Raw genomic sequence first — 26,326 nt, 5'->3', positions numbered from 1 at the left:
CGCGTTCGTCATGCCAGCAGATCCTCCACTTGGGCCTCGCCGTCACGGTAGCGGCGGGCGATCTCGGCGCTGCACTCGTCCGCGGTCCGCTGCATCTGCTGCCGCCTCCGGGACACGTGCTGCTCGTAGCGGACGAGACGGCCCAGCGCCCCGTGCAGCTCGGCATCCGTGCGAGCCTCCAGGTCCGACAGTTCGACCTCGGACAGCATCTCCTCCGCGAGCTTGCGGTACTCCTCGCTCTGCGGGGTCCGCAGCGTCACGTGCCGGGCCGAGGAACGGACGCGGGACGGCATGTCGGCCAGGATCTCGGAGAGCCGGTCGACGACCGGGGACTCCGGTCCCGTCCGGCGCTCCAGCTCGGCGCCCAGGATGTCGATCCGCCCCTGGAGGAGCCGGCGCACGTAGCTGAGGTCCGCCTCCTCCTGCTGCGACCGACGGCGCAGACCGCGCATCTCCGGCAACTGCAACGAGGCGAGTCCGGGCCCCCGGCCGGTGCCGCCCGCGGTGTCGTCACCGGTGCCCTCGGTGGATGCATTGCGTTGCAGCGGCGGTCTCGGGCGCTGGGCCGTGGCGGCCGGCGCCGTCGTCCTGGCAGGCGGTACGGGCCCGGGGGTGCGCCCGTTGTCGGGAGTGCTCATTGCCTGGTCCGTCCCCTCGTCCGGTGCGGGCGCGCCTGCCGGGACGCGCACCGCTCGCGTGCATCGTGCCACTGCGGGGCCCGCATCCGCATGGGCACCGCGCCCTTCGGCCCCGGACGGGTGCAGGGCATCATGGTCCGTATGCGAGCGGTGGTACAGAGAGTGAACGGTGCAGCGGTGGTCGTGGACGGCGAGACGGTCGGCGAGATCGTCGGTCCGGGGCTGTGTGTGCTGGTCGGGGTCACGCACGACGACACCCCGGCGAAGGCGGCCCAGTTGGCCCGGAAGCTGTGGTCGGTGCGGATCCTCGAGGGGGAGAAGTCCTGCTCCGATCTGGACGCCCCGCTCCTGGTGATCTCCCAGTTCACTCTCTACGGTGACGCCCGCAAGGGCCGCCGCCCCACCTGGAACGCCGCAGCGCCCGGGGACGTCGCCGAGCCGCTCGTCGACGAGGTCGCCGAGCAGCTCCGCTCGCTGGGCGCGAGCGTGGAGACGGGCCGCTTCGGGGCGGACATGAAGGTCTCGCTCACCAACGACGGCCCGTTCACGATCGTCGTCGAGGTCTGAGCCGCCCCGGGCCTCCGCCGTGCAGGCCTCAGGGTTCGACGACGACTTCCTGCGCCGCCGCCGTGGAGTCGGCCAGCAGCCCGGCGTCGGTGGGCACGTTCCGCTTCACCAGGGCCAGGGCGATCGGCCCCAGCTCGTGGTGGCGCGCCGACGAGGTCACGAAGCCCAGCTGCCGTCCCGCCTCGCCGTCCGCGGCGAGCCGCACCGGGGCGCCGTGGCCGGGAAGCTTCACCTCGCTGCCGTCCAGGTGCAGGAAGACCAGACGTCGCGGCGGTTTCCCCAGGTTGTGGACGCGGGCGACGGTCTCCTGCCCGCGGTAGCAGCCCTTCTCCAGATGGACGGCCGTGCCCAGCCAGCCCAGCTCGTGCGGGATGGTGCGGTGGTCGGTCTCCAGGCCGAGCCGTGGCCGGTGCGCCTCGATGCGCAGGGCCTCCAGGGCGAGCACGCCGGCGGCCGGGCCGTTGTCGGCGGCGAATGCGGCGAGGTCGGGCCGGGGCAGGAAAAGGTCGCGGCCGTGCGCGGTCTCGCGGACGGGGACGCCCTCCGGGGTGGGGGCGATGGAACCTGCGGGGAGGTGCACGACGGCGTAGGCGTCCGTTTCGTCCTTCACCTCGACCCGGTAGAAGAACTTCATGCTCTCGAGGTAGGCGACCAGCTCGTCCTGAGTGCCCGGCTCGACGTGCGCCCAGGTCGTCGCACCGTCGTCCACGAGGTACAGGGCATGCTCGATGTGGCCGTGCGCGGAGAGCACCAGCGCCTCGGTGGCGTGGCCCGGCTGCAGTTCGCTGACGTGCTGGGTGACCAGCAGATGCAGCCAGCTCAGCCGGTCCTCGCCGGTGATCGTGACGACGCCGCGGTGGGAGAGGTCCACGAAGCCGGTTCCGTCCGCGAGTGCGCGCTGCTCGCGGAAGGGATCGCCGTAGTGTCCGGCGACACCTTCGTCCGGGGCCTCGGCGGGGACGGCGCCGGGCAGCGACAGCAGGGGACTGGCGGATGTGAGACGCGGCATGACACCAGCCTACGACCCGGGCACGGGCCCTTTCTCCATACCGCCGGATCCTGTCCCCCGGCTTCTTCCGGCGGCCCGGGCCGTGCAGCGGGCACACCTGCCGAAGATGGCGAAGTGCTTCATGTCGGTCTCGAACCCGAAGGCGTCGCGCAAGTGGTCGATGAAGGGTCCGGCCTGGGCGACGTCGACCTCGATCAGCTCGGAGCAGTCCCGGCACATCAGGTGGATGTGGTGGTGCCGGTCCGCTAGGTGGTAGGTCGGCGCGCCGTGGCCGAGGTGGGCGTGGCTGACCAGGCCGAGCTCCTCGAGGAGCTCCAGGGTCCGGTAGACGGTGGAGATGTTGACGCCGCCCGCGGTCCGCCGGACCTCGGTGAGGATGGCGTCCGGTGTCGCGTGCTCGAGACGGTCGACGGCCTCGAGGACGAGCTGTCGCTGCGGGGTCAGCCGGTATCCGCGCCTGCGGAGGTCTCTCTGCCAGTCGGTGCTCACCACAGGCCCAGTGTAGGAGGACGCTGCACGAGCCCCGCCGAAAGCGCGGGGGCCACCGGCGACTGCGGATGCGGACGCGGGGACCGGGGGCCCGCGTCCGCCGCTCACCGCAGGCGGCTCACTTGAAGAACGCGATGCCGTCGTCCGGCAGGTCCTTGAGGTCCTTGGCCCACTCGCTGGGGTCGACGACCTTCTTCAGGTGCGCCGACATGTACGGCCGCAGCTCCACGTCCGGCGTCGCCTTCTCGCCCACCCACATGAGGTCGCTGTTGACGTAGCCGTACAGCCGCTTGCCGCCCGAGTAGGGGCCGGAGGCGGCGGTGCGGGCCACGGCGTCGGTGGCCAGGTCGATCTGCGGCTTGCCGTCCGCGAGCTCGCCGTACCAGATCTCCACGACGCCCTGGTCGCGGACCATCACGATCTCGACCTTGCGGTCCTTGTCGATGCGCCAGTAGCCGGTCTCGGACTCCAGGGGACGGACCTTGCGGCCCTCGCCGTCGAGCACCCAGGTGCGGGAGACGTACTCGATGAAGTCCCGGCCGTCGTGCGTGAACGTCGCCTCCTGGCCGAAGTTGCACTTCTCCGCGACGGCGTCGTCGTCGCCGACCGGAGCGTAGACGCCGGCGCCCTCCCAGTTGCCGAGAAGGAAGGCGAGGGGGACGAGGTCGGGGTGCAGGTCGGAGGGGATCTCGATCATCAGCTCAGGCGATCTGTGGAGAGGGAGGCGCGGAGCGCCACGGAGGACTGCGGGCGATGGGGCCGGACGAGCGTCAGCGCTGGCCCTGGTACAGCTTCTTCACGGTCAGGGCGGCGAAAGCGGCGACGCCGACGCAGACCAGGACGAGCAGAGTGGAGAAGAATGCCTCGAGCACGAGCGCGCCTCTTGTCGGGTTGGGCGGGTACGGACCGCTGACGAGTGTAGTCCGCGTGGCGGGGCCCGGTGCTGTGAGGTTCGCCGGGCCCCCGCCGCGCGGCGCCGGACCGGCTCAGCCCAGCAGCTGGTCCTGCAGGATCAGGGTCTGCCGGAACGGCACGTCGGCGACGTTCCCCGGCTTGGACTGGGCCACGAGTGCGAGAACGTCCCCGGCGACGATGTACGCGTGCCGGGCGTGACGCTTCCCGGGCGCCCCCGTCTCCTCGAAGACGTCGATCGTGGTGTCCTCCGCCCCGGCCGAGGCCGGCCAGTCCTCGTCGAGTTCGGACTCGGGCGCTTCGGCGAAGGCAGCGGCCGGCACCATCCCGCTGGAGAGGTGGTCGCGGTGGACGTAATCGGCGAGCGCGCCCGTGTTGAACTGCATCAGGTAGATGCGCGTGCGGGTGCCGTCCGGCATGGTCCAGCCGCGGGCGGCGATGTGGCGGCAGGAGTTGTCCGTCAGCGCTTCCCCGACGGCCTCGCGGTCCTCCGGGGCGTACTCCTCGAGGAGCTTCTTCATGGGCAGCCAGCCGTCGTCGCCGGCGACCGAGTTGTCGGGACGGGCGCCGTTGGGGGCGGGCAGCAGCAGGTCGCGCGGGTCGACGTGGTGGTTTTGGGTGGTGTTCCGCTCGTCGAACGGACGCGGGGCTCCGGCGGGCAGTGCGGGCCGCTTCAGCTCCGGGTAGCTCCAGCGGCCGTCGCTCAGCGTGGTCAGACCGGGCAGGTCGGTGCGTTCGGGCAGGGTGAGCCCATAGCCGACCGCCCCGGCCAGCGCGCCGAAGACGAGTACGGCGGAGGTCCAGCGCAGGGCGGCGCGCAGCCTCGGGCGGGGCCGCTTCGGCGGTCCGGCGGGCAGCGGGGGGATCCCGGCGGCGGCCGGGGCCGGGACGGGGACGGGTGGTCCGGCCGGCGCGTCCGGGAGCGCGGCGGGCGGGGGTGGCGGTTGCTCGGTCACACGTACTCCCCGGGCGAGGTCAGGTGGTCGAGCTGCTTCTCGAGCAGCCGGGCGGCTTCCTCGGTGTCCAGGGGGCGCGCGCCGTAGGCGTCCATGTTCACCATCAGATCGTCCTCGTAGGCGTTGCAGACCATCCGGTCGAGCTTCGCCTTGGTCTTCGGCATCAGGTAGCAGTGGGCGGTGCGGTGCCCCTCGATGCGCGGGCCCTTGCGGAAGACGTCCAGCATCTTCATGAAGGTGTCCTGGAACCGGCCGAGATCGCGTACGGCCCGGGTGTTGCGGAGCTGGACGACCTTCATCTCGACGACGCTGTCGGAGGACTGGTAGGAGCGCACGGCCATGCCCTGGATGCGCAGTTCGTCGACCGCTTCGGCGTGCTGCTTGCGCCGGCGGGCGGGCAGTCCGCGGGTGGAGTCCTTCAGGATCGCGGTCGCCCGCCGGCCGGTGAGCACGGCGTCGTTGCCGAACTCCTCGATGTCCGGTCCCGGGACGAAGCCGTCGGGGACCGGCAGGAGCCGGTCGGACAGGGCGGCCGTGTCGCCCGCCCGGTGCTGCTGCCCGTGACGTTCCTTGTCGGGCCGCGGCTTCTTCCAGACGACGGTGGGTGCGGTGCGGTCGGCGTCGGCGACCCGGACCGCCGTGAGGCCCACTCCCGTTCCGGTCACGCCGAGGACGAGTACGGCCACCAGGGCGCGGGCCGGGAAGCGGCGGCGCGGAGCCGGTGGCGTGGGGGCCGGTGGTGTCGGGTGGTCGGTCACAGTCGCTCCATCTGCTTCCTCGCCAGGGAGCTCACGGCGCTCTCGCTGATCGGCTCGGCGTCGTGTATCCACAGGTCCATGACAACGTCGCCGCGCCGGGCCACGGCACGGGCGGTGTACATCGGCAGGTAGCCCGCCTCGCTGAACGGCTTGTCGAAGACGTAGAACCGGCCGTCACCGAGGCCCGGCAGGGGCTTGCCGGCGTTGCCCGCGTGCTCCGCGCGGGGCATGTACAGCTGCTGGCCTGCGAGGAAGTCGGGAGACGCGGCGACCTGCTCGTCCCGGAACTGCACCAGGGTGATCGCGACGAACCGGCTGCCGTTCTGTTCCCACTCGGTGCTCGCCACCCGCCGGAGCTCCTGCTGGAGCAGGTCGCGCAGCATCAGGTCCGGGGTCTCGAAGCCCCGGGCGTAGCCGTACGGGTCGATCCAGCCGTTGCGGGCCCGCGCGAACCGCGCCTCCTCGGCTCCCTTCGGCTTGCGCAGCAGCAGCTTGCGCAGATCGCCGTCGGTGCGCACGAGTCGGTCGCGGGCCGCCGACAGCGGCGCCGGCCCCTTGCCCTCGGCGAGCGGCTCCGGGTACGGCAGCTTCGCCTGGGAGAGCGGCGGCAGTGGTGTGGGCGGGCGTTCGGACTGGACCGTGTAGGCGGCGCAGGTCCCGGTCAGGACGCCCAGGACCGCCGCGCAGGCGATGAGCGCCGTGGTGCCGGCCCGGGGGCGCCGCCGGGCATCCGGCGACGCGGGGTCCGACGGCGGGTTCGCCGGTCCGGGCGGTGGTCCCGGCGATTCCGGTGGCGCGGAAGGTGGTGCGGGTTCGTTCGGTGTCACGGGTCCCCCACGGACGTGCGCAGCCGCCGCGACGTGTACGGCTGACGTCGGCTCCGCTTGTGTTGTTTGCGTGTCCACCGACAATCGCGGGCGGGTGATGGTTGTGCGGGGCAGGCGGACCGATGCCGTTCCGTGATCCGGGGGACGGGATCCGGGTGCCACGAGCCGTGCGTCCCCGGGGCCGCGGCTACGCTGACGCCATGGCGGACAAGCTGGTGATCAAGGTGACGGCGGGGGCGGACGCGCCCGAGAGGTGCTCGCAGGCATTCACGGTGGCGGCGGTGGCAGCCGCCAGCGGCGTCGAGGTGTCGTTGTGGCTGACCGGCGAATCCGCGTGGTTCGCACTGCCCGGCAAGGCGGCGGAGTTCGAACTTCCGCACGCGGCCCCGCTGCCGGACCTGATCGACGCGATTCTCGCCGCAGGCTCGGTGACCCTGTGCACGCAGTGCGCGGCGCGGCGGGACATCTCCGAGAAGGACACCCTCGAGGGCATCCGGATCGCGGGCGCGCAGGTGTTCGTCAGCGAGATCATGCCCGACGGGGTGCAGGCACTCGTCTACTGATTCCGGTGGCCCGGCCGCGCGGCGCTCAGTGGCGGCCCTTGCCGTCCAGTTCGTCCCACCAGCGGTCGGACTCCTCGTCCCCGGACGGGGCGTCCCACCACCGGTCGTCGGGGCCACGGCGGTTCGCGACGATCGCGGCCACGGGCGGGATGACCATGGCGACGAAGCACATGGCCACCGCGGCCGGGACCGACCACAGCCGGACGACGGCCCACGCCAGGACGAAGAGCGTCAGGCAGACGCCCATGAGGACGAAGTAGCCGCGACGGCGCCGCGCGTACATGCTTTCAGCCTAGCCACGGAGTGCCGTCCGTGGCATGTCAACCGGACGGCGCGTCAGCGGCGGACGCCGCTCCGCGGCGCGGCACCCGGGCCGGGCGGACAGCACGGAGGGCCGCATCCCGCCAGGGCGTCCAACCCCGGGATGCGGCCCTCCGGCCGGTTGTGGCCGTCGTCAGACGGCAATGGCGACGTCGGCCGCCGCGCCCTGCTGGGCGACGACCGTACGGTCCGCGGTCGCGCCGGGGACGAGGGCGCGCAGCGTCCAGGTGCCCGGCGCCGCGAAGAACCGGAACTGGCCGGTCGCCGACGTCGGGACCTCGGCGGTGAAGTCGCCGCCGCCGTCCAGGAGCCGTACGTAGCCGGACACCGGCTCGCCGTCGCGGGTCACCGAACCCTGAATGATCGTCTCGCCTGCCACGTCAACTCCTGCCAGGTCGGGGCCGCCGGCCTTTGCTCCGCACATGTGGTTCCGTCCTTCGTTCTCTTCTCGGGCCCGGGGGCCCTCGGGGGACTTATCGGGCCGCGCCGGTCTCGACCGGGACGCCCACCAGGGAGCCGTACTCGGTCCAGGAACCGTCGTAGTTCTTGACGTTGGTCCGGCCGAGGAGCTCGTGCAGCACGAACCAGGTGTGAGCGGAGCGCTCACCGATCCGGCAGTACGCGATGGTGTCCTTGGACAGGTCGACGCCCGCGCCCTCGTAGAGCTCCTTGAGCTCGTCGTCGGACTTGAACGTGCCGTCGTCGTTGGCCGACTTGGACCACGGGATGTTGCGGGCGCTCGGCACGTGGCCGGCGACCTGCGACTGCTCCTGCGGCAGGTGGGCCGGGGCGAGCAGCTTGCCGGAGAACTCGTCGGGCGACCGCACGTCGACCAGGTTCAGGCTGCCGATCGCGGCGACGACCTCGTCGCGGAACGCGCGGATCGAGGAGTCCTGCGGCTGGGCCTTGTACTGGGTGGCCGTGCGGCTCGGGACCTCGGCGACGAGGTCGCGGGAGTCCAGCTCCCACTTCTTGCGGCCGCCGTCGAGGAGCTTCACGTCCCGGTGGCCGTACAGCTTGAAGTACCAGTAGGCGTAGGCCGCGAACCAGTTGTTGTTGCCGCCGTAGAGCACGACGGTGTCGTCGTTGGAGATGCCCTTCCCGGACAGCAGCTTCTCGAATCCGGCCTGGTCGACGAAGTCGCGGCGCACCGGGTCCTGGAGGTCCTGCTTCCAGTCGATGCGCACGGCGCCTCGGATGTGGTTCTTCTCGTAGGCCGAGGTGTCCTCGTCGACCTCGACGATGACGGTCTTCGGGTCGTCGATGTGCGCCTGGACCCAGTCTGCGTCGACCAGGACGTCGCTGCGGCTCATGCTGTTCTCCTCCGGGGCAGTTGCGGATGAACGGGGCGTCATGCGGACGGTGCGCTGCCGTGGACACGGCAGCGGGCTGCGCGGCACTGCGCCTGCTTTGGGGGCCGGTCCGCCGTCGGGCAGGGAACCGGGTGCAGCCCTCAGTGGGGGCTGCGGAAAGCGGAGACGTGGCTCGCGCTCAGAAAGTCCGACAGAGCATGGCGGCGACGCGGCACAGGTCCACTGCCCGCCGCTTCGTGAGGTCCGCCTGTCGTTTCATGACCCCGATCGTAAGGAGGAACGGGGTGGCCTGTCATGGTTGTTTCACATGGCGAGATGTGAAGGTCCGCATTTTGGTATTCCCGGGGCGTCGGAGGCCGATGGTGCGCAGGGGGCCGAAGGGGAGCCCGGGGCGGGTCTGCTCTGCGGACGCGGGCGTCTCGGACCTCGGGACGCCACGTGTTCGGGGTCGCTCGGGGTGCCGTTGCGGCTCCGGGCGGGGGTGCACTCGACCCGTCCGGCCCGGGCGGCAGCCGCTCGGCCGCCGCCCGGACACGGCTCACCCGCCCAGCCTGACCTTCGTGCCGGTGACCGTGATGTCGATGCCCTTCGGCGTGGCCACCACCTTGTCGAGCCGGACGCCCTGCGGCAGGCCCGCGATCTGCCGTCCGAAGTCGATCCTGCTGCGCACCAGGCGCTCGAGCCCCGGGATGTTCTCGCCGGGAACCGCGTCGGCGCGCAGCCGCACCGTGTCGCCGCCGGTCACCGAGACCCGGCTGACCACGCTGCGCTTGACCGTGCCCACCACCGGAACGTTCACCGACGCCGTCACCTTGACCTGTGGCTTGCCGGCGTCGTCCTTGCCGCCGTAGGCGACGCTCACGCCGTCCTCGGCGGCACGCGAGAGGTCCTTGTAGCCGAGGCGGGCGCTGCCCGTGACCTCCTGAGCGGTGCCCGAGCTGTAGTCGCTCGACAGCTGTACCCGGTGCATGACCGCGGTGAGTTCGGAGATGCGCAGCGAGCGTCCGGCGGCGCTGGCCGTCATGCCGTCGAGGTCGATGTCGACCTCGTCCAGCTCCCGGTCCGCGACCTGGGTCAGGAAGGGGAACCCCTTGATCTCGACCTCGGGGTTGCCGGCGAGCTGCTGGGTGCCGCGGATCCGCTCGGCGACCTTCTTCTCGGCGAAGTGGACGGCGAGCCGGTCGGCCGCCACGAAGAGGCCGCCGAGGATCACGGCAGTGACCAGGAGTATTCGCAGTGCTCGCATGGGCTGGGTTCCCCCGGGGGACTCGGAGCGGGACGTTGACGCCCGTGAGCCTAACCGCGGATCACGCGGCCAATCCGGGACGCGGACATTCCTCCGGCACGCCGTGAACGGGCGCGCCGCTCGCGACCGTGCTGCCGACGTGTCCCGGAACGGCCGCGCCCCGCCCGCCGTGCCGCCGGAGGGCGGCAGGCGGGCGCGCGGCGCGCCGGGGCGTCAGGCCAGCGCCCGGCCGAGCAGGTAGACCGCCGGTGCCGCGGCTGCGAGCGGCAGCGCGACGCCGGCCGTCATGTGGACGAAGCGCGAGGGGTAGTCGTAGCTCGCCACCCGCAGGCCGATCAGGGCGCAACCGCCTGCGACCAGGCCGAGCAGTGCCCCGGACGTGCCGAGCGACGTCACACCGCCCACGGCGATGCCCGCGCCGGTGGCGGCCAGCAGCGCGACGACCGGGGAGACGTACGGCGGCAGCGGCACCGTGCGGGCCGGCGCCGTGACGGCCACCGCCGCCGCGCCTGCGACGACCGCGTCCGGGGAGAACGCCGTGGCCGCGAGGTGCCCTGCCGCCAGGACGACGAGGACGGTCGAGGCCAGGCCGGCGGTCAGGGCGTACAGGCGCTCGTCGGGCGAACTGTGGCTGCGCAGCTGGAGGACGAGAACCAGCAGGCACCAGACGCCGATGACGGCGACGGCGACCGTGGGAGCGTCCGTACGGTCCGTCAGCAGCAGGCCCGCGTCGGCTGCGGCGCCCCCGGCGAACGCGAGCGCGATGCCCTGCCGGGCCGGCCACATGCCGTTCAGCCGGTACCAGCCGGCCGCGGTCACGGCCTGGAGCAACAGCACGGGGAGGAGGGCCGCGTACGGGCCGAAGGGAGCCGCCACGGCCAGCAGAGCGGCCAGTGCCGCGGTGAGGGCGGCAGGCCGGATGCCGGGCGCGATGATCGGCGACCGGCCCTCGGCCCGGGCCTGTTGCGCCGCGGTCAGCGGCCCGGCCGGCTCCGCCACGGGGGCCGGTTCGGCGGCGGGCATCGCTCCCTGGACGGGCAGCCGGGCGGTCTCGGAGGTGGCCGAGTGGCCGTGCTGGGTGCGGGGGCGGTCCTCCCAGCTCCGGTCGTTCCAGACCTGCGTGTCCCAGGTCTGGGTCTGCTGCTGCTCGCCGTGCGGCGCCCGGGCGCCCGGCCCTCCGTACGGGTCGTACGACTGCTCGGCGTTGTGCGGCTGTTCCGTCATGATTGCGGGCTTCACCCTCCTGCGAACGGCGGGAGCACCTCGACGGTGCCGCCCTCGGCCAGTGTGACCGTCTCGTGGCTCCGGGTTCCGACCGGGTCCCCGTCGACGAGGAAGGAGCAGCGGCCGAGCACCCGGGCGAACTCCGGTCGGGTGGCGTGCCGTTGACGTGCGGCGTCGAGGGCCTCGGCCAGGGTGCCCGCCGAGTAGGGTTCCTCGGCGGTGCCCGCGGCGGCCTTGGCGGCGGCCCAGTAGCGGATCGTGCCGGCTGCGGCCACGGCGTCTCCTGTCGGTCTCGGTCCGGGCACCGGGCAGGCTCATGCCCGTGCGACCCGGTGTCCGTGCGGTCCGGCACCGCCCCGTGGGTGCCGCCCTCCATGATGGCGTGTCGCGCCGCCGGGTCGCGTCAGCCGGTGATCCAGGCGCCGATCCGGTGCAGCAGGGCATCGTCGACGGCGTTCTCCGCGTGGCCGAGGCCCGGCTCGATCCACAACCGTGCGGTGCCGCCGGCCGCGGTGGCGAGGGAGCGCGGGTGGTCCAGCGGGAAGTACGGGTCACGGTCGCCGTGCACGATCAGCAGCGGGGTCGGCGCGATCAGCCGCACCGCCTCGACGGGCGGCATGGGGACCGGGTCCCAGTCCCGGTCGTGGATCCGGGTGCGCAGTCCGTAGCGGCTCACGAGCCGTCCGACGGGCCGGGTGATCGCCCAGTGCACCCGGCGCATGGCCGGGGTGCCCCGGTAGTACCAGCGGGCCGGGGCGCTGACGGCGACGACCGCGTCGGTGTGCGCCCCGGACGTCCCGCCCGCCGCCGTGCCCTCGGCGCCGTCCGGCGCACCGGCGGACGGCGCGAGGCCGGGGACGTCCACCTGCGGCCGGTACAGCGCGGCGTGGCGCAGGACCACCGAGCCGCCCATCGAGAAGCCGACGGTGGCCACGGTGCGGTGGCCGAGCGACCGGGCCCAGCGCACCACGGCGGCCAGGTCCAGCACCTCGCGGTCGCCGACGGTGGAACGCCCGCCGGAGCGGCCGTGACCGCGGAAGGAGAAGGTGACGACGGCCGCGTGCCGGGTGAGCGTCCGGGCGACGCGGCGCACCGCCGGCCGGTCCAGGGAACCGGTGAATCCGTGCGCGACGACGATCGCGGGGACGTCGCCCGACGGCCCGCCGGCAGCGGCTTCGCGAGGCTCGCAGGCGGCCTCGATCGCCACCCCGTCCGCTGTGATCAGTGTCACTCTCCGCCGCCGCCCAGGGGTATCGGCGGCGTGCGCGGGAAAACGCGCATCAGAACGTGCGGCCTCTGCTCCGGAACCCATGTGGGCTATTCTGCTGTTCAGAGGATCCGGGCAGCGTTGCCCCCGGGTCCTTTCGTGCTTTCGCGGCGCCTTCCGTGGGAGTGGTGCAGGCAGGGCGGCGCAGGACGGCGGGCCGCAGCGCCGCGGTGCCGTCCGACGAGGACGCACGACTCCCCCGGGGATCCGTTCCCGGGAGAGGCCCCATTGCAGGGACCGAGGAGGGACCGACGTCGTGGGCAGGCGAAGCGCGCAGGACCGAACGATTCGGACATACTGGATGCCGACGACCGAAGGGGCCCGGCGATGAGTTCTCTCCTGCTCCTGACGAACGCCCTCCAGCCCTCCGCGGAGGTGCTGCCCGCTCTCGGGCTGCTGCTGCACAACGTCCGCGTGGCCCCCGCCTCGGGGCCGGCCCTGGTGGACACCCCCGGGGCGGATGTGATCCTGGTGGACGGCCGGCGCGATCTGCCGCAGGTGCGCTCGCTGTGCCAGCTGCTGCGGTCGACCGGTCCAGGCTCCCCGCTGATCCTCGTGGTGACCGAGGGCGGGCTCGCCGCCGTCACCGCCGACTGGGGTGTGGACGACGTGCTGCTCGACACGGCCGGGCCGGCCGAGGTCGAGGCCCGGCTGCGGCTGGCCGTCGGACGCCGGCAGGTCGTCGTCGACGACAGCCCCATGGAGATCCGCAACGGTGACCTGTCGGTCGACGAGGCCACGTACAGCGCCAAGCTCAAGGGCCGTGTGCTGGACCTGACCTTCAAGGAGTTCGAGCTGCTGAAGTACCTCGCGCAGCACCCCGGCCGGGTGTTCACCCGCGCGCAGCTCCTCCAGGAGGTCTGGGGCTACGACTACTTCGGAGGCACCCGGACCGTGGACGTCCACGTGAGGCGGCTGCGGGCGAAGCTGGGCCCGGAGCACGAGGCGCTGATCGGCACCGTGCGGAATGTCGGTTACCGGTTCGTGGTGCCGGACAAGGGCGAACGCGGCTCCGAGGAGGCCCGGGCGAAGGCCGAAGCCAAGGCGAAGGCCGAGGCGGACGCAGCGGAGGGACGTTCCAGGGACGGGGGATCGGCACCCGCCGTCCGGCGGTGAGCCCGGTGCCGGGCCGGGAGGCGGGGGCCGCCCGGCCTGCCGCGACACGGGTCATCCCGCGTAGACTGCCGCGCGTGGCCAAGGTGACGCGTGACGATGTGGCAAGGCTGGCGGGTACCTCGACCGCCGTGGTCAGCTATGTCATCAACAACGGACCGAGGCCGGTCGCCCCGGCCACCCGCGAACGCGTCCTCGGCGCGATCAAGGAGCTCGGTTACCGCCCGGACCGCGTCGCGCAGGCCATGGCCTCCCGCCGCACCGACCTCATCGGCATGATCGTCCCGGATGCCCGGCAGCCGTTCTTCGCGGAGATGGCCCATGCCGTGGAGCACGCCGCCGCCGAGCGCGGAAAGATGGTCCTCGTCGGCAACTCCGACTATCTGGACGACCGCGAGGTGCACTACCTGCGGGCCTTCCTCGGCATGCGGGTCGCCGGTCTGATCCTGGTCAGCCAGGGGCCGAGCGAGCACGCCGCGGCCGAGATCGACGCCTGGGACGCCCGCGTCGTGCTGCTGCACCGCCGGCCCGACGCCATCGACGACGTCGCGGTGGTGACGGACGACGTCGGCGGAGCGCAGCTGGCGACCCGGCACCTGCTGGAGCACGGGCACCCGTACGTGGCCTGCATGGGCGGCGTCGAGTCGACCCCCGTCATCGGCGACCCGGTGACCGACCACGTCGAGGGGTGGCGCCGCGCGATGCGCGAGGCCGGGCTGTCCACCGAGAACCGGCTGTTCCAGGCCCCCTACAACCGGTACGAGGCCTACCGGGTGGCCCTGGGTCTGCTGGCCGGTCCGGACCGGCCGCCGGCCATTCTCTGCACCACGGACGACCAGGCGTTCGGCGTGCTGCGGGCCGCCCGCGAGCTGCGCATCGACGTTCCGGGCGAGCTGGCGGTGGCCGGCTTCGACGACGTGAAGGAGGCCGGGCTCACGGATCCGCCGCTGACGACCGTCGCCTCCGACCGTCAGGCGATGGCCCGGGCCGCGGTGGACCTGGTGCTGGACGACGGGCTGCGGGTGAACGGCTCCCGGCGCGAGCGGCTGCGGCAGTTCCCCGCCGCGCTGGTGGTGCGCCGCTCCTGCGGCTGCGCCCGCTGACGGCCGGGACAGACGGGTCCCCGCGGGCCTCGCCCTCCGGTCCCTGTGCGCAGGTCCGGGCCCGCTGGTCCGTGCGCGTTGTTCTCGCCGGACTCCCCGGGCGGGTTCCGGCCGCTCCCACGGAACGTGGGCACAGTTCCTGGCATGAGCGAACGAAGCGTGTTCCGTCGCCCGCGACGGCCGGAACGGCCGCGGATGCGTCGCAGAACCGTATGGGTCCTGGCCGTGCTCGTCGTGGTGGCGGGCGGAGCCGGGGGCGGGGCGGCCGTCCTCGTGCAACGCGGCCCGCAGGGGCCGGACCCCCGGGCCACTGCAGGGCTGCGCACCGACGTGACGACGGACGGCACCGTCGCGGGTGTGGCCTCCGCCGTGGGGCCGAGCGTGGTGGAGATCCAGGCGTCCAACCCGGAGGGCGAGGCCACGGCTTCCGGGGTGGTCATCTCGGAGAACGGGGAGATCCTCACCAACAACCACGTGATCGCCGGCGCCACGAGGATCCTCGTCGTCGTGGGGAAGCGCGACCCGGTGACCGCCGAGGTCGTCGGCACGGATCCCGACCTCGACATGGCGCTGCTGCGAACGGAGCGGGCGAAGGGGATGCGGCCGGCCGTGCTCGGCGACTCCGACCGGATCGCGGTGGGCGACGAGGTGGTGGCCATCGGCTCGCCGGAGGGCCTGCCCGGCACGGTGACCAGCGGCATCATCTCCGCGGTGCAGCGGGACGTGACCGTGGAGCGGGACGGCGACAGCCGGAACCCCGAGGGGAAGTGGCCGTTCGAGTTCCAGGGCGGTGAATTCAACGGCGACGTGGGGTCATCGACCACGACCTACCAGGCCCTCCAGACGGACGCCGCGCTCAACCCGGGGAACTCGGGGGGTGCCCTGGTGAACATGGAGGGCCGGGTCGTCGGTATCAACTCGGCCATGTATACGCCGAGTTCGGGCGATCCGGGCAGCGTGGGGCTGGGCTTCGCGGTGCCCGTGAACGCGGTGAAGGCCGCGCTGGCGGAGCTGCGCGGCGGCGGGCGGGGCTGAGCCGCGGCGGGGCGCGGCCCCGTCGGCCGGTGCGAGCGGGACGTCCGCCGGCCGGAGGTCCGTGCCGGGGCACGTGCACAGGCTGCGCCGCCCGGCCACCCGGCGGCACCGGCCGGCACCTCGGCCGCCCCGACGGACCAGCAGGCCGTCCGCCGTACGGGTGGCCGGCCCCATGAGTCGTGGCGGCCGGGGTATCCACGCCGGCGCCGCCCGGTCCCCGGGTCCGGCGCCGTACGGCCGTGAGCCGTGCGGGACGACGAACGACCGGTCGCTTCCGGACCGCTCGCCCGCAAGGAGCTGACATGCGTATGCGTCTGCCGCGCACCGCCCGGCCGGCCCTGGTCGCCGGTGCGCTGCTCGTACCGTTCCTGGCCCTGCCCGCGGCGGCGTCGCCCGCGGCCCCGCCCGCCGGGCGGGGGCCCGGGGCGGTGCAGCCCGAGGCCCATCTCGACCTGGCGATCCACCAGGGCGGCATGAACGGGTCGGTGGTGGCCCGGGCCGTCCTCGCCTGCCTGCCCGTCGGGGGCACTCATCCGCACCGCGCGTCGGCCTGCGCGGCGCTGGAGCGCGCGGGCGCCGACTTCACCGCGATCCCGGCGAACTTCGGCTCCTGTCCGACGGTCAGCAGCCCGGTCACGGTCACGGCCAACGGCTTCTGGAAGAAGAAGGCCGTGGACTTCCGCAAGGAGTACCCGAACCGCTGCCTGGCCGAACGGGCCACCGGCGAGGTGTTCCGCTTCTGACCGGCGGCGGCCCCGGGGAAGGCCGGGGAAGGCCGGGGAAGGGCCCGGGACGGTTCCGGGTGGCTGCGGGCCCGGGGCGCTGTCACACCCGTCCGGCAGGCTGGGATCCTTGGCCGTCTGCGTGAGGAGATGCTGTGAGCGGCGTACGGCTACGTGAGTGCGAACAGTCCGACCTGGAGCGGTTCTTCGCCTTCCAGCTCGACCGGGAAGCGAACCGGATGGCCGCGTTCACCCGCGAGGACCCGGCCGACCGGGCGGCGTTCGACGCCCTGTGGCGCAGGATCACGGCCGACGGGAGCGTCGTCACGCGCACCGTCACGGTCGACGGCGAGGTCGCGGGCAGCATCATGACCTTCCTCCGGGACGGCGGCGGCACCGAGGTCACGTACTGGATCGACCCCGCCCGCTGGGGCCGGGGCATCGCCTCGCAGGCCCTGGCCGCCCTGCTGGACGAGGTCGAGACCCGGCCGCTGCACGCCCGCGTGGCCAAGGACAACGTCCGTTCGCTGGGGGTGCTCCGGCGCAACGGCTTCACGGTGGTCGGTGAGGACTCCGGTTACGCCGCGGGGCGGGGCGAGGTCGTCGAGGAGTACCTGATGCGCCTGGGCTGACGCCGCCCGCGGCCGGTGTGTGTGCCCTCGGCCGGGGCGTCCCCCCGCCCACGCGAACGGCCCGGCGGTCGGGACCGCCGGGCCGTCGTGCGGCGCCGTGAGTGCGCCGGCTCGAGCCGCTACTGGACGATCGTGATCCGGTCGGCCTTCGGCGGGGCCAGCGGCGACTCCGCGGAGGAGTGCGCGCCGAGGTATGCGGTGAGCGCGTCCAGGTCGGAGGCGCCGACGAGCTTGTTGCCGCCCTCCTTGAAGACCGCGAAGCCGTCACCGCCGCCCGCGAGGAACTCGTTCATCGCGACACGGTAGGTCCGGCCGGCCTCGACCGGCTCGCCGTTCAGCTTCACCGAGTCGGCGACGATCCGGTCGGCGCCGGACTTCGTCATGTCGAGGGTGTAGGTGAAGCCCTCGGAGACCTGAAGGATCTTCGGGGAGGCCTCGTTGCTGCCGCTGACCTGCTGCTGGAGCGCGGTGACGAGCTGCGCCCCGGTGAGGTCGACCGCCGTCATCATGTTGGTGAACGGCTGGACGGTGAAGCTCTCGCCGTACGTCACCACGCCGTCGCCCTCACTGCCCGACGCGTCGTACGCGAAGTCCGAGCGGATGCCGCCCGGGTTCATGAACGCGATCTGGGCGCCGCCCTGGTCGGCCGGTGCCATGGCCTCGAGCTGCGCGTCGCTGATCAGGTCGCCGAGCGGCGACTCGGGCGTGGTGGCGCCGCGTCCGTCGATGTCGGCGGAGATGTGGCCGACGGGCCGGTTGGCGACCGGCGCCGCGATCGTGTTCCACCGCTCGATGAGCGAGGTCAGGTCGGCGGCCTTCGGCTGGTCGCGCCGCACCACGTGGTTGGCCGACTTCACGCCGGTCCGCACGATGTCGCCGGTGACCCGGTCGTAGGTGAGGGTCGTGTCGGTGTAGAGCCTGCCGAACGAGGCGGCGGACGTGACCATGCGCGGCTTGCCGGACGGGTCCGGGACGGTGCAGACGTACGCCTGGTGCGTGTGCCCGGTGACGAGCGCGTCGACCTTCGGCGTGATGTTCCTGGCGATCTCGTTGATCGGGCCGGAGATGCCGGCCCCCGGGCCCGGGCTGTCGCAGTCGTAGTTGTACGCGGTGCTCGCCGGTGCGCCGCCCTCGTGGACGAGCGCGACGACCGACTTCACGCCCTTGCGCTCGAGCTCCTCGGCGTACTTGTTGATCGTCTCGACCTCGTCGTGGAACTTCAGGCCCTTCACGCCCTCGGCGGTGACGATGTCCGGGGTGCCCTCGAGGGTCACGCCGATGAAGCCGATGCGCACACCCTTGTGCTTCCAGATCGTGTACGGCTTCAGGATCGGCTTGCCGGTCTTCTCGTCCGTCACGTTGGCCGCGAGGTAGGGGAAGTCGGCGCCCTCGAAGACCTTGCCCTCGTCGAAGCAGCCGTCCTCCGGGTGGCAGCCGCCCTTCTGCATCCGGACGAGCTCGGCCCGGCCCTCGTCGAACTCGTGGTTGCCGACGCCCGTCACGTCGAGGCCGAGCTTGTTCATGGCCTCGATGGACGGTTCGTCGTGGAACAGTCCCGAGACCAGCGGGCTGGCGCCGATCAGGTCGCCGGCGGCGGCCGTGACGCTGTGCTCGTGTCCCCTGCGCGCGTTGCGCAGCGACGTCGCCAGGTACTCGGCGCCGCCTGCGTCGATGCTGGTGGTCGTGCCGTCCGGGTTCTGCCGGGTGACCCGGCCGGAGGACCCGGCCGGCGGCTCGAGGTTGCCGTGGAAGTCGTTGAACGAGAGCAACTGGACGTCGACCGTGCGGCCGTGACCGTGGCGGTCCGCGGTCTCGGCGCCGGCCGGAAGCGCGACGGCCAGGACGCCCGCCGCGGCGGCCAGGACGGCGACTCCGGTGGTCAACCGGCGGGCAGCGCGCCGCCGGTGGGATCTCGCAGACATGGGTTCCCCTTGGTGAAGAGTCGGCTGCGTGGACCACGCGCGGGGTCGCTGCGCTTCGAGTGCCGGCACCCGGGAGCGAACCGGCGCTGTGGCCCGGTGCCTCCGCGTCGAGCGGAGGTCAACGGACGCAGCCTACGGTCAACGCGCGTAGCCCGGCAGGGTCTCCGCATAACGAGCCGGTTTCAGGACGGGTCCGGAATCTTCCTGATGGGCGGTCCCGACCCGCCGGGCGGCGGTATGTTGCCGCGGTGGACGCGTACATCACACGGACCGTCCAGGCGTACGAGCGTGATACCGCCCGGTACGAGGCGGCCACCCGTGCCATGGACGCGACCGTCGAACTCGACCGCTTCACCGCGCTGCTGCCCCTGGACTCCCTGCCCGTACTCGACGCGGGCTGCGCCTTCGGCCGGGACAGCGCGCTGCTCGCCGACCGCGGGACCGAGGTCGTCGGAATCGATCTCGCGGCCGGATTCATCCAACGGGCCAGGGAGTTGCGGCCCGACATCCGCTTCGAGCGGATGGATGTGCGGGCCTTGGAGCTGCCGGACGCGAGCCTGGCGGGGGTGTGGTGCCAGGCCACCCTCCTCCATCTCCGGGACGAGCATGTGGCCGAGGCACTCGGCGAGTTCGCGCGCGTTCTGGTTCCGGGCGGCGTGCTCTTCGCCGGATTCAAGGCGGGCAGCGGTGAGGAGGTGACCGTCGAGGGCTTCAGCAGCGACGGCGCCCGCTTCTTCCGCTACCAGTCGCCGGAGAGCGTCCGCGGGCTGCTCGAAGCCGCCGGCTTCCGGGTGCTGAACGTCCGTACGGAGAACGAGCGAAGGCGATTCGGGCCCGGGTACCGGGACATCGACTGGATCCACGCCTTCGCGGTCGTGCCGGGCGGCGGTCCGCCCGGTCGATGACGCGGCGGGGGTCCTCCCGGCGGGGTGCCGTGCCCTTTCCTCCGGCGCCTTCGCATCGGCTCGTAGACTCGTGCCATGAGCCAGCTGCTGCGACCGAACCCGCACCGCATCGAGGCGTTCGACACCCTGGAGGCCGGGACGGCTCAGGCGGTCCTCGGCCTGCTCGCAGAGGCCGCCGCCCACGACGGCCAGGACGCCGTCTCCGAGCAGGGACGGCTCCAGTTGAACCGCGGACCGCGCCCGGGCGTCCGTCACCTGCTCCTCCACACCGTGGACGACGTGCTCGCCGGGTACGCGCAGCTCCAGGACTACGACCCGGTCGAGGCGCCCGTCGCCGAACTCGTCGTCCACCCCGCGCACCGCGGGCGGGGGCACGGGCGGGCCCTGGGCTCCGCGCTCCTCGAGGTCTCCGGAAAGCGGCTGCGGGTGTGGGCACACGGCGGGCACCCCTCGGCCCGTCATCTCGCCCAGGTCCTCGGCCTCACCATGTTCCGCGAACTCCGGCAGATGCGCCGCCCGCTGGACACCCTCGCCATCGAGGAGCCGGTGCTTCCGGCGGAGGTGACCGTCCGCACGTTCCGCCCCGGCGAGGACGACGAGCAGTGGCTCGCCGTCAACGCCGCGGCCTTCGCCCACCACCCCGAGCAGGGCTCCCTCGCCCAGCGGGACCTGGACGACCGCAAGGGCGAGCCGTGGTTCGACCCCGAGGGCTTCTTCCTCGCCGAACGCGACGGCAGGATCGTCGGCTTCCACTGGACCAAGGTGCACGCCGAGGAGGGCCTGGGCGAGGTGTACGTCGTCGGGGTGGATCCCGCTGCCCAGGGGTCAGGACTCGGCCGGGCGCTGACCGCCGTCGGGCTCCGGCATCTGGCGGGCCGCGGCCTGGAGACCGCCATGCTGTACGTCGACGCCGACAACACCGCGGCGGTGAAGGTCTACGAGGGACTGGGGTTCACCGTCCACGAGAGGGACCTGATGTACCGCACCGAGACCTGACCCGGCACCTCCCGGAGCCGGTGACGCCGCTGTGCACGCCCCGCGCACCCGCGGGCGTACGTCCATTCGCCATCCGGGTGACACCGCCGGTTCACCCGGCGCTGCGACCATCACGGAATGCAGCCCCCGGTGCCGAAAGGGCCCACTCCGCCACCTCCCGGGGTTCTCGTCCCGGAACGGGAGGGAGAACCCGGATCCACCGCAGTCATCCCGTCCTCCACCGCGCCGCTCTTCCGTCCGGCGCGGAAGAATGAGGACATGAACGAGTCCAGCGCTCAGGTCCCGGTACAGCCCGCGCAGCCCTCGGTCGGCTCGATCGCCGCCCACCGGCCGCACGTCGTCGCCCCGGCGGTCTCCGATCTCGAACCCGATCTCGACTCCGACCTGGACGTCTACCGCGAGGACACCGGCGAGGAGATTCTGCCCCAGGGCCGGTTCCTCGACCGCGAACGCAGCTGGCTCGCCTTCAACGAGCGGGTCCTGGAACTGGCCGAGGACCCGGCAACGCCGCTGCTGGAGCGTGCCAACTTCCTTGCGATCTTCGCGTCCAACCTGGACGAGTTCTTCATGGTCCGGGTGGCCGGCCTCAAGCGCCGCATCGCGACCGGTGTCGCCACCCGCTCCGCCTCCGGGCTCCAGCCCCGCGAGGTCCTGGACCTCATCTGGACCCGCTCCCGGGAGCTCATGGCCCGGCACGCCGCGTGCTACCAGCAGGACGTCGCCCCCGCCCTCGCCGAGGAGGGCATCCACCTGATCCGCTGGCCGGAGCTCACGGAGAAGGAGCAGGCCCGCCTGTTCACCCTTTTCCGGCAGCAGGTCTACCCGGTCCTCACACCGCTGGCCGTCGACCCGGCGCACCCGTTCCCGTACATCTCCGGGCTCTCGCTCAACCTGGCCGTCGTGGTCCGGAACCCGGTCAGCGGCCACCGGCACTTCGCCCGGGTGAAGGTGCCGCCGCTGCTCTCCCGGTTCCTCGAGGCGTCGCCGCAGCGCTACGTCCCGCTGGAGGACGTCATCGCGGCGCACCTGGAGGAGCTGTTCCCCGGCATGGAGGTGCTCGCCCACCACATGTTCCGGGTGACCCGCAACGAGGACCTCGAGGTGGAGGAGGACGATGCCGAGAACCTTCTCCAGGCCCTCGAGAAGGAGCTCATGCGCCGCAGGTTCGGCCCGCCGGTGCGCCTGGAGGTCGAGGAGTCCATCGACCCGTACGTCCTCGACCTGCTGGTCCGCGAGCTCAAGGTCTCCGAGGCCGAGGTGTACCCGCTGCCCGGGCCGCTCGACCTGACGGGCCTGTTCGGCATAGCGTCCCTGGACCGGCCCGAGCTGAAGTACCCGAAGTTCATCGCAGGCACCCACCGCGACCTGGCGGAGGTCGAGTCCGCGTCCGCCCCGGACATCTTCGCGGCCCTGCGCGAGCGGGACGTGCTGCTGCACCACCCGTACGACTCGTTCTCCACCTCGGTGCAGGCATTCCTCGAGCAGGCTGCCTCCGACCCGGACGTGCTGGCCATCAAGCAGACGCTCTACCGCACCTCGGGCGACTCCCCGATCGTCGACGCCCTGATAGACGCGGCGGAGTCGGGGAAGCAGGTGCTCGTCCTCGTCGAGATCAAGGCGCGCTTCGACGAGCAGGCCAACATCAAGTGGGCGCGGAAGCTGGAGGAGTCGGGCTGCCACGTCGTCTACGGCCTGGTCGGGCTGAAGACGCACTGCAAGCTCTCCCTGGTCGTCCGGCAGGAGGGCGAGTCACTGCGCCGCTACTCGCACGTCGGCACCGGCAACTACCACCCGAAGACCGCCCGGCTGTACGAGGACCTCGGCCTGCTCACCGCCGATGCCCAGGTGGGCGCGGACCTCTCCGACCTCTTCAACCGGCTCTCCGGCTACTCCCGCCGGGCCACCTACCGGCGGCTGCTCGTCGCCCCCCGGTCGCTGCGCGACGGCCTGGTCCAGCGGATCGCCCGTGAGGTCGGGCACCACCGCGCCGGGCGACCCGCCTACGTCCGGATCAAGGTCAACTCGATGGTCGACGAGGCCGTCGTCGACGCCCTGTACCGGGCTGCGCAGGCGGGCGTACCCGTCGACGTGTGGGTGCGCGGCATCTGCGCGCTTCGTCCGGGCGTCGCCGGACTGTCGGAGAACATCCGGGTGCGCAGCGTGCTGGGCCGCTTCCTCGAGCACTCGCGGATCTTCGTCTTCGCCAACGGCGGCGACCCCGAGGTGTGGATCGGCAGCGCCGACATGATGCACCGCAACCTCGATCGCCGGATCGAGGCCCTGGTCCGGGTGACGGACCCGGCGCACCGGGCGTCGCTCAACCGGCTGATCGAGAGCGGCATGTCGGACGACACCCAGTCCTGGCATCTGGGACCCGACGGGGACTGGACCCGGCACTCGGCCGACGCCGAGGGCAGGCCGCTGCGGAACGTCCAGGAGATGCTCATCGACGCGCGGAGGCGCAGGCGTGGATCATCGACATCGTGAGGCGGGGCGCGACGAGGGCGGTCGCCGGTGAACGACAGGACCGTCCCGACCGCCGGTGAGGTACTGGCCGGCTGCCTCCAGGAGCAGGCAGCGGACTTCCTGCGCGCCCTGAGACAGCATCGGAGCAGCGGCGCGGACGCGGGCGAGGCGTCGGACGCGGCCCGCCGGCTGGGCTGTGCCGGTGAGCGGATCAGCCGCACCCTGCACGTCCACCGGGACCTCACCGACGCCGAGTGGGCCGACCAGCTGGCCGCCGAGCTCTGCCGGCTGTCCGGCATCCTGGCCGGCGAGCACGCCTACGCCGACCGGCTCGACCGGCTGCGCGGGGCGCTCGGCAGGCTGTCCGGGCCGGAGCCCGCCGGGCTGATGGCGCTGGGGGCGGCCCGGGCCGGGGCGCTGCTGGAACGCCGTCTCACCCTGGCCCGCACCCGGGCGCACTCGGACTGCCTGCGGGCGCTCGGCTCGTCACGCTTCCACGCCGTCGCGGACGCGGTCGCCGTGATGGCGTCGGAGGTGCCACCGGCGCGCGGCGGGGTGGACGGGCCGGCGGACGCCGTGCTGCGCGGGTGCGCGGAGCGCCTGGACCGGCGCCTCGACGAGGCGGTCCGGGCCCTGCCGGCCGCCGGGGCGACGGCCCTGCGGGACGTGCAGGCCACCGGCGAGGCCGAGGACGCCGGCTGGCACAGGGTCCGGCAACTGCTCCAGCTGCGGTGGAGCGCCCAGGACGTGCTCGGACGGGTGGCACCGGCCGCGGCGCGGTCGTCGGACGGGCGGTTGTCCGGAGCCCTGCAGGCGCTGGACCGGCACCGCGACGCCGCGGAGGCCGCTGCCGACGCGGCCGCAGCGGCCCGTACCGCGCGGATCGCCCCGGCCACCGCCTATGCGCTGGGTGTGCTGCACGCCGACCAGCGCCATGACGTCGAAGCGGCACGCCGGACGTTCGGCCGCATGTGGCAGCGGGCGGGGGTGCCTGCGTCGTGAGCGACGGGCAGGGACCGGGCGCGTCGGAGTCGGGTCCTCCGGTCCTGGCCGCCGGGTGCGTGCTGTGGCGGCGGCGGCCGACGGCCCGGTTCCGGGGGGCGTCCACCGGGCTGGAGATCGCGGTCGTGCACCGGCCCAAGTACGACGACTGGTCGCACCCCAAGGGCAAGCTGCACCCCGGCGAGGACCCGCTGCGGGGCGCGGTCCGGGAGGTCCGGGAGGAGACCGGCCTCGACTGCGTTCCGGGACTGCCCCTGCCCGCCGCCCACTACCCGGTGAACGGGCGGCCCAAGGAGGTCGTCTACTGGGCGGCGGAGGCCCGGCCCGGTGCGTTCGTGCCGAACCGCGAGGTGGACGTGCTGCTGTGGCTGCGTCCGGACGAGGCGCGGGCCCGGCTCACGCACGAGCGGGACCGTGCGCTGGTGGATGCGCTGCTCGAGCTTCCGCATCTGCCCTGAGGTCGGTCCCGGCGCCGCTTTTCACCGACCTGCCGTCGGTGGGGAGGCGGGGAGGCGCCCGCGCCTCCCGTGCTCCGCATCGTGGTGGTCCGTTCCGGCCCCGGGCGGCTTCATTGCTGACAAGTCTTCTCTCGCCTTTTGCCTGTTCAAGCCATGGTTGAGGCACTTTAATTGAGCCCGAGCTTGTCAAGTTTCTTCCTCCGAGCTATATATATGGGCAGAGGGCATCGCACCCACTGACCGCGAAGGAGATGACCGTGATGCTCATGCGTACCGACCCGTTCCGGGACCTCGACCGGCTCACCCGCCAGATCTTCGACACCGCCAACCGGCCGGCGGCCATGCCGATGGACGCCTACCGTGCGGGCGAGGAATTCGTCGTCCACTTCGATCTGCCCGGGGTCGACCCCGAGTCCGTCGACATCGATGTGGAGCGCAACGTCCTGACGGTCCGAGCCGAACGCCGTTCCCCGGCGCCGGAGGGCGCGCAGACGGTGGTCACCGAGCGCCCCGCCGGTACCGCGAGCCGGCAGCTCTTCCTCGGCGACAGCCTGGACACCGAGCGCATCGACGCCTCGTACGACGCGGGCGTGCTGACCCTGCGGATCCCGGTGGCCGAGCAGGCCAAGCCGCGCAGGATCCGGATCTCCGGCGGAACGCAGAAGCAGCTCGCGAGCTGATCACATCATCCGGTGCCGGGCCGCCCCCACGGGCGGTCCGGCACCTCAGCGTGCGGTGCGCGGGGCCAGTGCGTCCCAGCGGACAGTGACCTCGCCCTGCCGCCAGCGGCTCGGCCCGTCCGTCAGCGGCCACTGCCCGCCGATCGACCGCACGCTGCGGATCCAGCGCTGCCGCGCCCCGAAGTCCGCGAACGGCGCGGCCGCCGCCCAGGCCCGGTCGAAGTCCTGCAGGAACGCGTGCACCGGCTCGCCGGGCACATTGCGGTGGATGAGCGCCTTGGGCAGCCGTTCCGCCAGGTCGGAGGGGCGGGACAGGGACCCGAGCCGGGTCGCGAAGGTGACGGTGCGCGGCCCTTCCGGGCCGAGCGCCACCCACACGTGACGGCGGCCGATCTCGTCGCAGGTGCCCTCGACCAGCAGCCCGCCCGGCGCCAGCCGGGTGCACAGCCGCTCCCACACGCCCTGCACCTGGCTCTCGTCGTACTGCCGCAGCACGTTCGCGGCACGGATGAGATCCGGCCGGCGATCGCCGCCCGCGCGGCCGCGGTCCGGCAGCGGCACCTCGAAGCCGCCGTGTGCGAACTCCAGCCCGGGCCGGCTGTAGGGCCCGGCGGCGGCGACGCGCTCCGGGTCGATCTCGATGCCGACCACCTCGGTGTCCGGCCGGACGCGCCGCAGCCGGCCCAGCAGCTCCACCGCCGTCCACGGGGAGGCCCCGTACCCCAGGTCGACCGCGACCGGGTCGGCCGACCTGCGCAGGGCCCCGGCGTGTGTCGCCGCGATCCAGCGGTCCATGCGGCGCAGCCGGTTCGGGCTGGTGGTGCCCCGGGTGACCGTGCCGACGGGCCGCGAGGGGCGCGGCGCGGGGATCCGGGAGGCCATGGACCCGAGCCTATTCCGTGCCGCCGGATCCCCGGCGCCGGAGAGGTTGCGCACTGCTCCGGTGGCGGCTCGCCGGATCGGAATTCCGTGTGCCTGTTCCGCACGTCCCGTCCGGCTCGAGGACACAAAACGCCACCTTCCCGACAAGCCTCCGGCGCACCGGTGCAGCGGCGGGCTCACGAGACCGTGACGAACGGATGGCGGCCCCTGCCGGGTCCGTCACATTTCGGCAAAGCGGAAATGGACCGGACGCCGCCATGGTTACAGGCCCCAGTGAGGTGTCGCGCACCCCACCGCCGCTGCTGACATCGAGGAGGTCA

At 72.9% G+C, this 26,326-nt stretch carries 30 protein-coding genes; 13 read left to right on the top strand and 17 right to left on the bottom strand.

The features are described from left to right. Positions 1–8: 8 nt before the first annotated feature. On the bottom strand, positions 9–638 hold the full coding sequence (locus M1E25_RS08100) for an RsiG family protein (RefSeq protein ID WP_251411931.1): 630 nt from the start codon (positions 636–638) through the stop codon (positions 9–11). 141 nt (positions 639–779) lie between these two features. On the opposite strand from M1E25_RS08100, the gene dtd reads away from it, so the two are divergent. Further along, positions 780–1,205 carry a D-aminoacyl-tRNA deacylase gene (gene dtd, locus M1E25_RS08095; RefSeq protein WP_251411928.1) on the top strand — a complete coding sequence of 142 codons (426 nt, stop codon included), beginning with the start codon at positions 780–782 and terminating at the stop codon, positions 1,203–1,205. Between the two features lie 28 nt (positions 1,206–1,233). On the opposite strand, the gene ygfZ is transcribed toward dtd, so the two are convergent. The 6 genes from ygfZ to M1E25_RS08065 all read right to left on the bottom strand — a co-directional run bounded on the left by ygfZ (position 1,234) and on the right by M1E25_RS08065 (position 6,156). Continuing rightward, positions 1,234–2,214, bottom strand: coding sequence for a CAF17-like 4Fe-4S cluster assembly/insertion protein YgfZ (gene ygfZ / locus M1E25_RS08090; protein WP_251411925.1), 981 nt, complete (start codon positions 2,212–2,214; stop codon positions 1,234–1,236). Between the two features lie 9 nt (positions 2,215–2,223). Beyond that, positions 2,224–2,706, bottom strand: coding sequence for a Fur family transcriptional regulator (locus M1E25_RS08085; protein ID WP_251411922.1), 483 nt, complete (start codon positions 2,704–2,706; stop codon positions 2,224–2,226). A 115-nt stretch (positions 2,707–2,821) separates the two neighbouring features. Further along, positions 2,822–3,400: a heme-binding beta-barrel domain-containing protein gene (locus M1E25_RS08080; RefSeq protein ID WP_251411919.1), complete on the bottom strand. Its 579-nt coding sequence runs from the start codon at positions 3,398–3,400 to the stop codon at positions 2,822–2,824. 289 nt (positions 3,401–3,689) lie between these two features. Next, positions 3,690–4,571, bottom strand: a complete 882-nt coding sequence (locus M1E25_RS08075) for a hypothetical protein (protein ID WP_251411916.1) — start codon at positions 4,569–4,571, stop codon at positions 3,690–3,692. Next, complete coding sequence (locus M1E25_RS08070; RefSeq protein ID WP_251411913.1) at positions 4,568–5,329, bottom strand: hypothetical protein; 762 nt, start codon at positions 5,327–5,329, stop codon at positions 4,568–4,570. The genes M1E25_RS08075 and M1E25_RS08070 overlap by 4 nt, the downstream gene beginning before the upstream one ends. After that, positions 5,326–6,156, bottom strand: a complete 831-nt coding sequence (locus M1E25_RS08065) for a hypothetical protein (RefSeq protein WP_251411910.1) — start codon at positions 6,154–6,156, stop codon at positions 5,326–5,328. The genes M1E25_RS08070 and M1E25_RS08065 overlap by 4 nt, the downstream gene beginning before the upstream one ends. 200 nt (positions 6,157–6,356) lie before the next feature. On the opposite strand from M1E25_RS08065, the gene M1E25_RS08060 reads away from it, so the two are divergent. Then, positions 6,357–6,719, top strand: a complete 363-nt coding sequence (locus M1E25_RS08060) for a DsrE family protein (RefSeq protein ID WP_251411908.1) — start codon at positions 6,357–6,359, stop codon at positions 6,717–6,719. A gap of 25 nt (positions 6,720–6,744) precedes the next feature. Here the strand turns inward: M1E25_RS08060 and M1E25_RS08055 are convergent, their stop codons facing one another. From M1E25_RS08055 to M1E25_RS08025, 8 genes are all read right to left on the bottom strand, one after another. Next, positions 6,745–7,002, bottom strand: coding sequence for a DUF3099 domain-containing protein (locus M1E25_RS08055; protein WP_251411906.1), 258 nt, complete (start codon positions 7,000–7,002; stop codon positions 6,745–6,747). Between the two features lie 171 nt (positions 7,003–7,173). Then, on the bottom strand, positions 7,174–7,464 hold the full coding sequence (locus tag M1E25_RS08050; protein ID WP_251411904.1) for a DUF1416 domain-containing protein: 291 nt from the start codon (positions 7,462–7,464) through the stop codon (positions 7,174–7,176). A gap of 49 nt (positions 7,465–7,513) precedes the next feature. After that, the gene (locus tag M1E25_RS08045) at positions 7,514–8,353 is read right to left on the bottom strand and encodes a sulfurtransferase (RefSeq protein WP_251411901.1); all 840 of its coding nucleotides are present in this window, start codon (positions 8,351–8,353) and stop codon (positions 7,514–7,516) included. 178 nt (positions 8,354–8,531) lie between these two features. Further along, entirely contained in the window at positions 8,532–8,612 is an 81-nt protein-coding gene (locus M1E25_RS25880; RefSeq protein WP_350310325.1) for a putative leader peptide, read from the bottom strand. Positions 8,613–8,891: 279 nt separating this feature from the next. Then, entirely contained in the window at positions 8,892–9,599 is a 708-nt protein-coding gene (locus M1E25_RS08040) for an LmeA family phospholipid-binding protein (protein WP_251411899.1), read from the bottom strand. Between the two features lie 213 nt (positions 9,600–9,812). Further along, on the bottom strand, positions 9,813–10,943 hold the full coding sequence (locus tag M1E25_RS08035) for a hypothetical protein (protein WP_443735587.1): 1,131 nt from the start codon (positions 10,941–10,943) through the stop codon (positions 9,813–9,815). Further along, positions 10,835–11,098, bottom strand: coding sequence for a MoaD/ThiS family protein (locus tag M1E25_RS08030; protein WP_251411894.1), 264 nt, complete (start codon positions 11,096–11,098; stop codon positions 10,835–10,837). The genes M1E25_RS08035 and M1E25_RS08030 overlap by 109 nt, the downstream gene beginning before the upstream one ends. A 128-nt stretch (positions 11,099–11,226) precedes the next feature. Further along, on the bottom strand, positions 11,227–12,054 hold the full coding sequence (locus tag M1E25_RS08025) for an alpha/beta hydrolase (protein WP_251411892.1): 828 nt from the start codon (positions 12,052–12,054) through the stop codon (positions 11,227–11,229). A gap of 363 nt (positions 12,055–12,417) precedes the next feature. Here M1E25_RS08025 and M1E25_RS08020 point away from each other — a divergent pair, with 363 nt between their 5' ends. The 5 genes from M1E25_RS08020 to M1E25_RS08000 all read left to right on the top strand — a co-directional run bounded on the left by M1E25_RS08020 (position 12,418) and on the right by M1E25_RS08000 (position 16,695). Beyond that, positions 12,418–13,206 carry a winged helix-turn-helix transcriptional regulator gene (locus M1E25_RS08020; RefSeq protein ID WP_251411889.1) on the top strand — a complete coding sequence of 263 codons (789 nt, stop codon included), beginning with the start codon at positions 12,418–12,420 and terminating at the stop codon, positions 13,204–13,206. A gap of 74 nt (positions 13,207–13,280) precedes the next feature. After that, positions 13,281–14,306: a LacI family DNA-binding transcriptional regulator gene (locus M1E25_RS08015; RefSeq protein ID WP_251411888.1), complete on the top strand. Its 1,026-nt coding sequence runs from the start codon at positions 13,281–13,283 to the stop codon at positions 14,304–14,306. 144 nt (positions 14,307–14,450) lie between these two features. Then, positions 14,451–15,341 (top strand): S1C family serine protease, encoded by an 891-nt coding sequence (locus M1E25_RS08010; RefSeq protein ID WP_251411886.1) that lies wholly within the window; start codon positions 14,451–14,453, stop codon positions 15,339–15,341. A 302-nt stretch (positions 15,342–15,643) separates the two neighbouring features. Then, positions 15,644–16,084, top strand: a complete 441-nt coding sequence (locus tag M1E25_RS08005; protein WP_251411884.1) for an SSI family serine proteinase inhibitor — start codon at positions 15,644–15,646, stop codon at positions 16,082–16,084. A gap of 134 nt (positions 16,085–16,218) precedes the next feature. Next, positions 16,219–16,695, top strand: coding sequence for a GNAT family N-acetyltransferase (locus M1E25_RS08000; RefSeq protein WP_251411882.1), 477 nt, complete (start codon positions 16,219–16,221; stop codon positions 16,693–16,695). Positions 16,696–16,814: 119 nt separating this feature from the next. Here M1E25_RS08000 and M1E25_RS07995 read toward each other — a convergent pair whose 3' ends face one another. Beyond that, on the bottom strand, positions 16,815–18,617 hold the full coding sequence (locus M1E25_RS07995; protein WP_251411880.1) for a bifunctional metallophosphatase/5'-nucleotidase: 1,803 nt from the start codon (positions 18,615–18,617) through the stop codon (positions 16,815–16,817). 248 nt (positions 18,618–18,865) lie between these two features. Here M1E25_RS07995 and M1E25_RS07990 point away from each other — a divergent pair, with 248 nt between their 5' ends. The 6 genes from M1E25_RS07990 (at position 18,866) to M1E25_RS07965 (ending at position 25,124) form a co-directional block, all read left to right on the top strand. Further along, positions 18,866–19,522, top strand: coding sequence for a class I SAM-dependent methyltransferase (locus tag M1E25_RS07990; RefSeq protein WP_251411878.1), 657 nt, complete (start codon positions 18,866–18,868; stop codon positions 19,520–19,522). Between the two features lie 75 nt (positions 19,523–19,597). Beyond that, the gene (gene mshD, locus M1E25_RS07985) at positions 19,598–20,518 is read left to right on the top strand and encodes a mycothiol synthase (RefSeq protein ID WP_251411875.1); all 921 of its coding nucleotides are present in this window, start codon (positions 19,598–19,600) and stop codon (positions 20,516–20,518) included. A gap of 258 nt (positions 20,519–20,776) precedes the next feature. Then, a complete protein-coding gene (locus tag M1E25_RS07980; protein WP_251411872.1) occupies positions 20,777–23,005 on the top strand; it encodes an RNA degradosome polyphosphate kinase in 2,229 nt (742 codons plus the stop codon). A 27-nt stretch (positions 23,006–23,032) separates the two neighbouring features. Further along, entirely contained in the window at positions 23,033–23,986 is a 954-nt protein-coding gene (locus tag M1E25_RS07975) for a CHAD domain-containing protein (RefSeq protein WP_251411869.1), read from the top strand. Beyond that, complete coding sequence (locus M1E25_RS07970; protein ID WP_251411865.1) at positions 23,983–24,444, top strand: NUDIX hydrolase; 462 nt, start codon at positions 23,983–23,985, stop codon at positions 24,442–24,444. The genes M1E25_RS07975 and M1E25_RS07970 overlap by 4 nt, the downstream gene beginning before the upstream one ends. Before the next feature lie 260 nt (positions 24,445–24,704). Further along, positions 24,705–25,124, top strand: a complete 420-nt coding sequence (locus M1E25_RS07965) for an Hsp20/alpha crystallin family protein (RefSeq protein WP_251412026.1) — start codon at positions 24,705–24,707, stop codon at positions 25,122–25,124. Between the two features lie 45 nt (positions 25,125–25,169). Here M1E25_RS07965 and M1E25_RS07960 read toward each other — a convergent pair whose 3' ends face one another. After that, positions 25,170–26,006 (bottom strand): class I SAM-dependent methyltransferase, encoded by an 837-nt coding sequence (locus M1E25_RS07960; protein ID WP_251411862.1) that lies wholly within the window; start codon positions 26,004–26,006, stop codon positions 25,170–25,172. Positions 26,007–26,326: the final 320 nt, after the last annotated feature.

Source organism: Streptomyces meridianus, assembly GCF_023703325.1.
Lineage (GTDB): Bacteria > Actinomycetota > Actinomycetes > Streptomycetales > Streptomycetaceae > Streptomyces > Streptomyces meridianus.
This window is presented reverse-complemented; position numbering and strand designations above follow the sequence as displayed.

Excerpts from the sequence above, each read along its gene's own strand:
- M1E25_RS08060 (WP_251411908.1), top strand. The coding sequence starts at position 6,357 with ATGGCGGACAAGCTGGTGATCAAGGTGACGGCGGGGGCGGACGCGCCC.
- M1E25_RS08045 (WP_251411901.1), bottom strand. The coding sequence starts at position 8,353 with ATGAGCCGCAGCGACGTCCTGGTCGACGCAGACTGGGTCCAGGCGCAC.
- mshD (WP_251411875.1), top strand. The coding sequence starts at position 19,598 with ATGAGCCAGCTGCTGCGACCGAACCCGCACCGCATCGAGGCGTTCGAC.
- M1E25_RS08020 (WP_251411889.1), top strand. The coding sequence starts at position 12,418 with ATGAGTTCTCTCCTGCTCCTGACGAACGCCCTCCAGCCCTCCGCGGAG.
- M1E25_RS08010 (WP_251411886.1), top strand. The coding sequence starts at position 14,451 with ATGAGCGAACGAAGCGTGTTCCGTCGCCCGCGACGGCCGGAACGGCCG.
- dtd (WP_251411928.1), top strand. The coding sequence starts at position 780 with ATGCGAGCGGTGGTACAGAGAGTGAACGGTGCAGCGGTGGTCGTGGAC.
- M1E25_RS07965 (WP_251412026.1), top strand. The coding sequence starts at position 24,705 with ATGCTCATGCGTACCGACCCGTTCCGGGACCTCGACCGGCTCACCCGC.
- M1E25_RS08050 (WP_251411904.1), bottom strand. The coding sequence starts at position 7,464 with ATGTGCGGAGCAAAGGCCGGCGGCCCCGACCTGGCAGGAGTTGACGTG.
- M1E25_RS08040 (WP_251411899.1), bottom strand. The coding sequence starts at position 9,599 with ATGCGAGCACTGCGAATACTCCTGGTCACTGCCGTGATCCTCGGCGGC.
- M1E25_RS08055 (WP_251411906.1), bottom strand. The coding sequence starts at position 7,002 with ATGTACGCGCGGCGCCGTCGCGGCTACTTCGTCCTCATGGGCGTCTGC.
- M1E25_RS07995 (WP_251411880.1), bottom strand. The coding sequence starts at position 18,617 with ATGTCTGCGAGATCCCACCGGCGGCGCGCTGCCCGCCGGTTGACCACC.
- M1E25_RS07980 (WP_251411872.1), top strand. The coding sequence starts at position 20,777 with ATGAACGAGTCCAGCGCTCAGGTCCCGGTACAGCCCGCGCAGCCCTCG.
- M1E25_RS07960 (WP_251411862.1), bottom strand. The coding sequence starts at position 26,006 with ATGGCCTCCCGGATCCCCGCGCCGCGCCCCTCGCGGCCCGTCGGCACG.
- M1E25_RS08100 (WP_251411931.1), bottom strand. The coding sequence starts at position 638 with ATGAGCACTCCCGACAACGGGCGCACCCCCGGGCCCGTACCGCCTGCC.
- ygfZ (WP_251411925.1), bottom strand. The coding sequence starts at position 2,214 with ATGCCGCGTCTCACATCCGCCAGTCCCCTGCTGTCGCTGCCCGGCGCC.
- M1E25_RS25880 (WP_350310325.1), bottom strand. The coding sequence starts at position 8,612 with ATGAAACGACAGGCGGACCTCACGAAGCGGCGGGCAGTGGACCTGTGC.
- M1E25_RS08005 (WP_251411884.1), top strand. The coding sequence starts at position 15,644 with ATGCGTATGCGTCTGCCGCGCACCGCCCGGCCGGCCCTGGTCGCCGGT.
- M1E25_RS08080 (WP_251411919.1), bottom strand. The coding sequence starts at position 3,400 with ATGATCGAGATCCCCTCCGACCTGCACCCCGACCTCGTCCCCCTCGCC.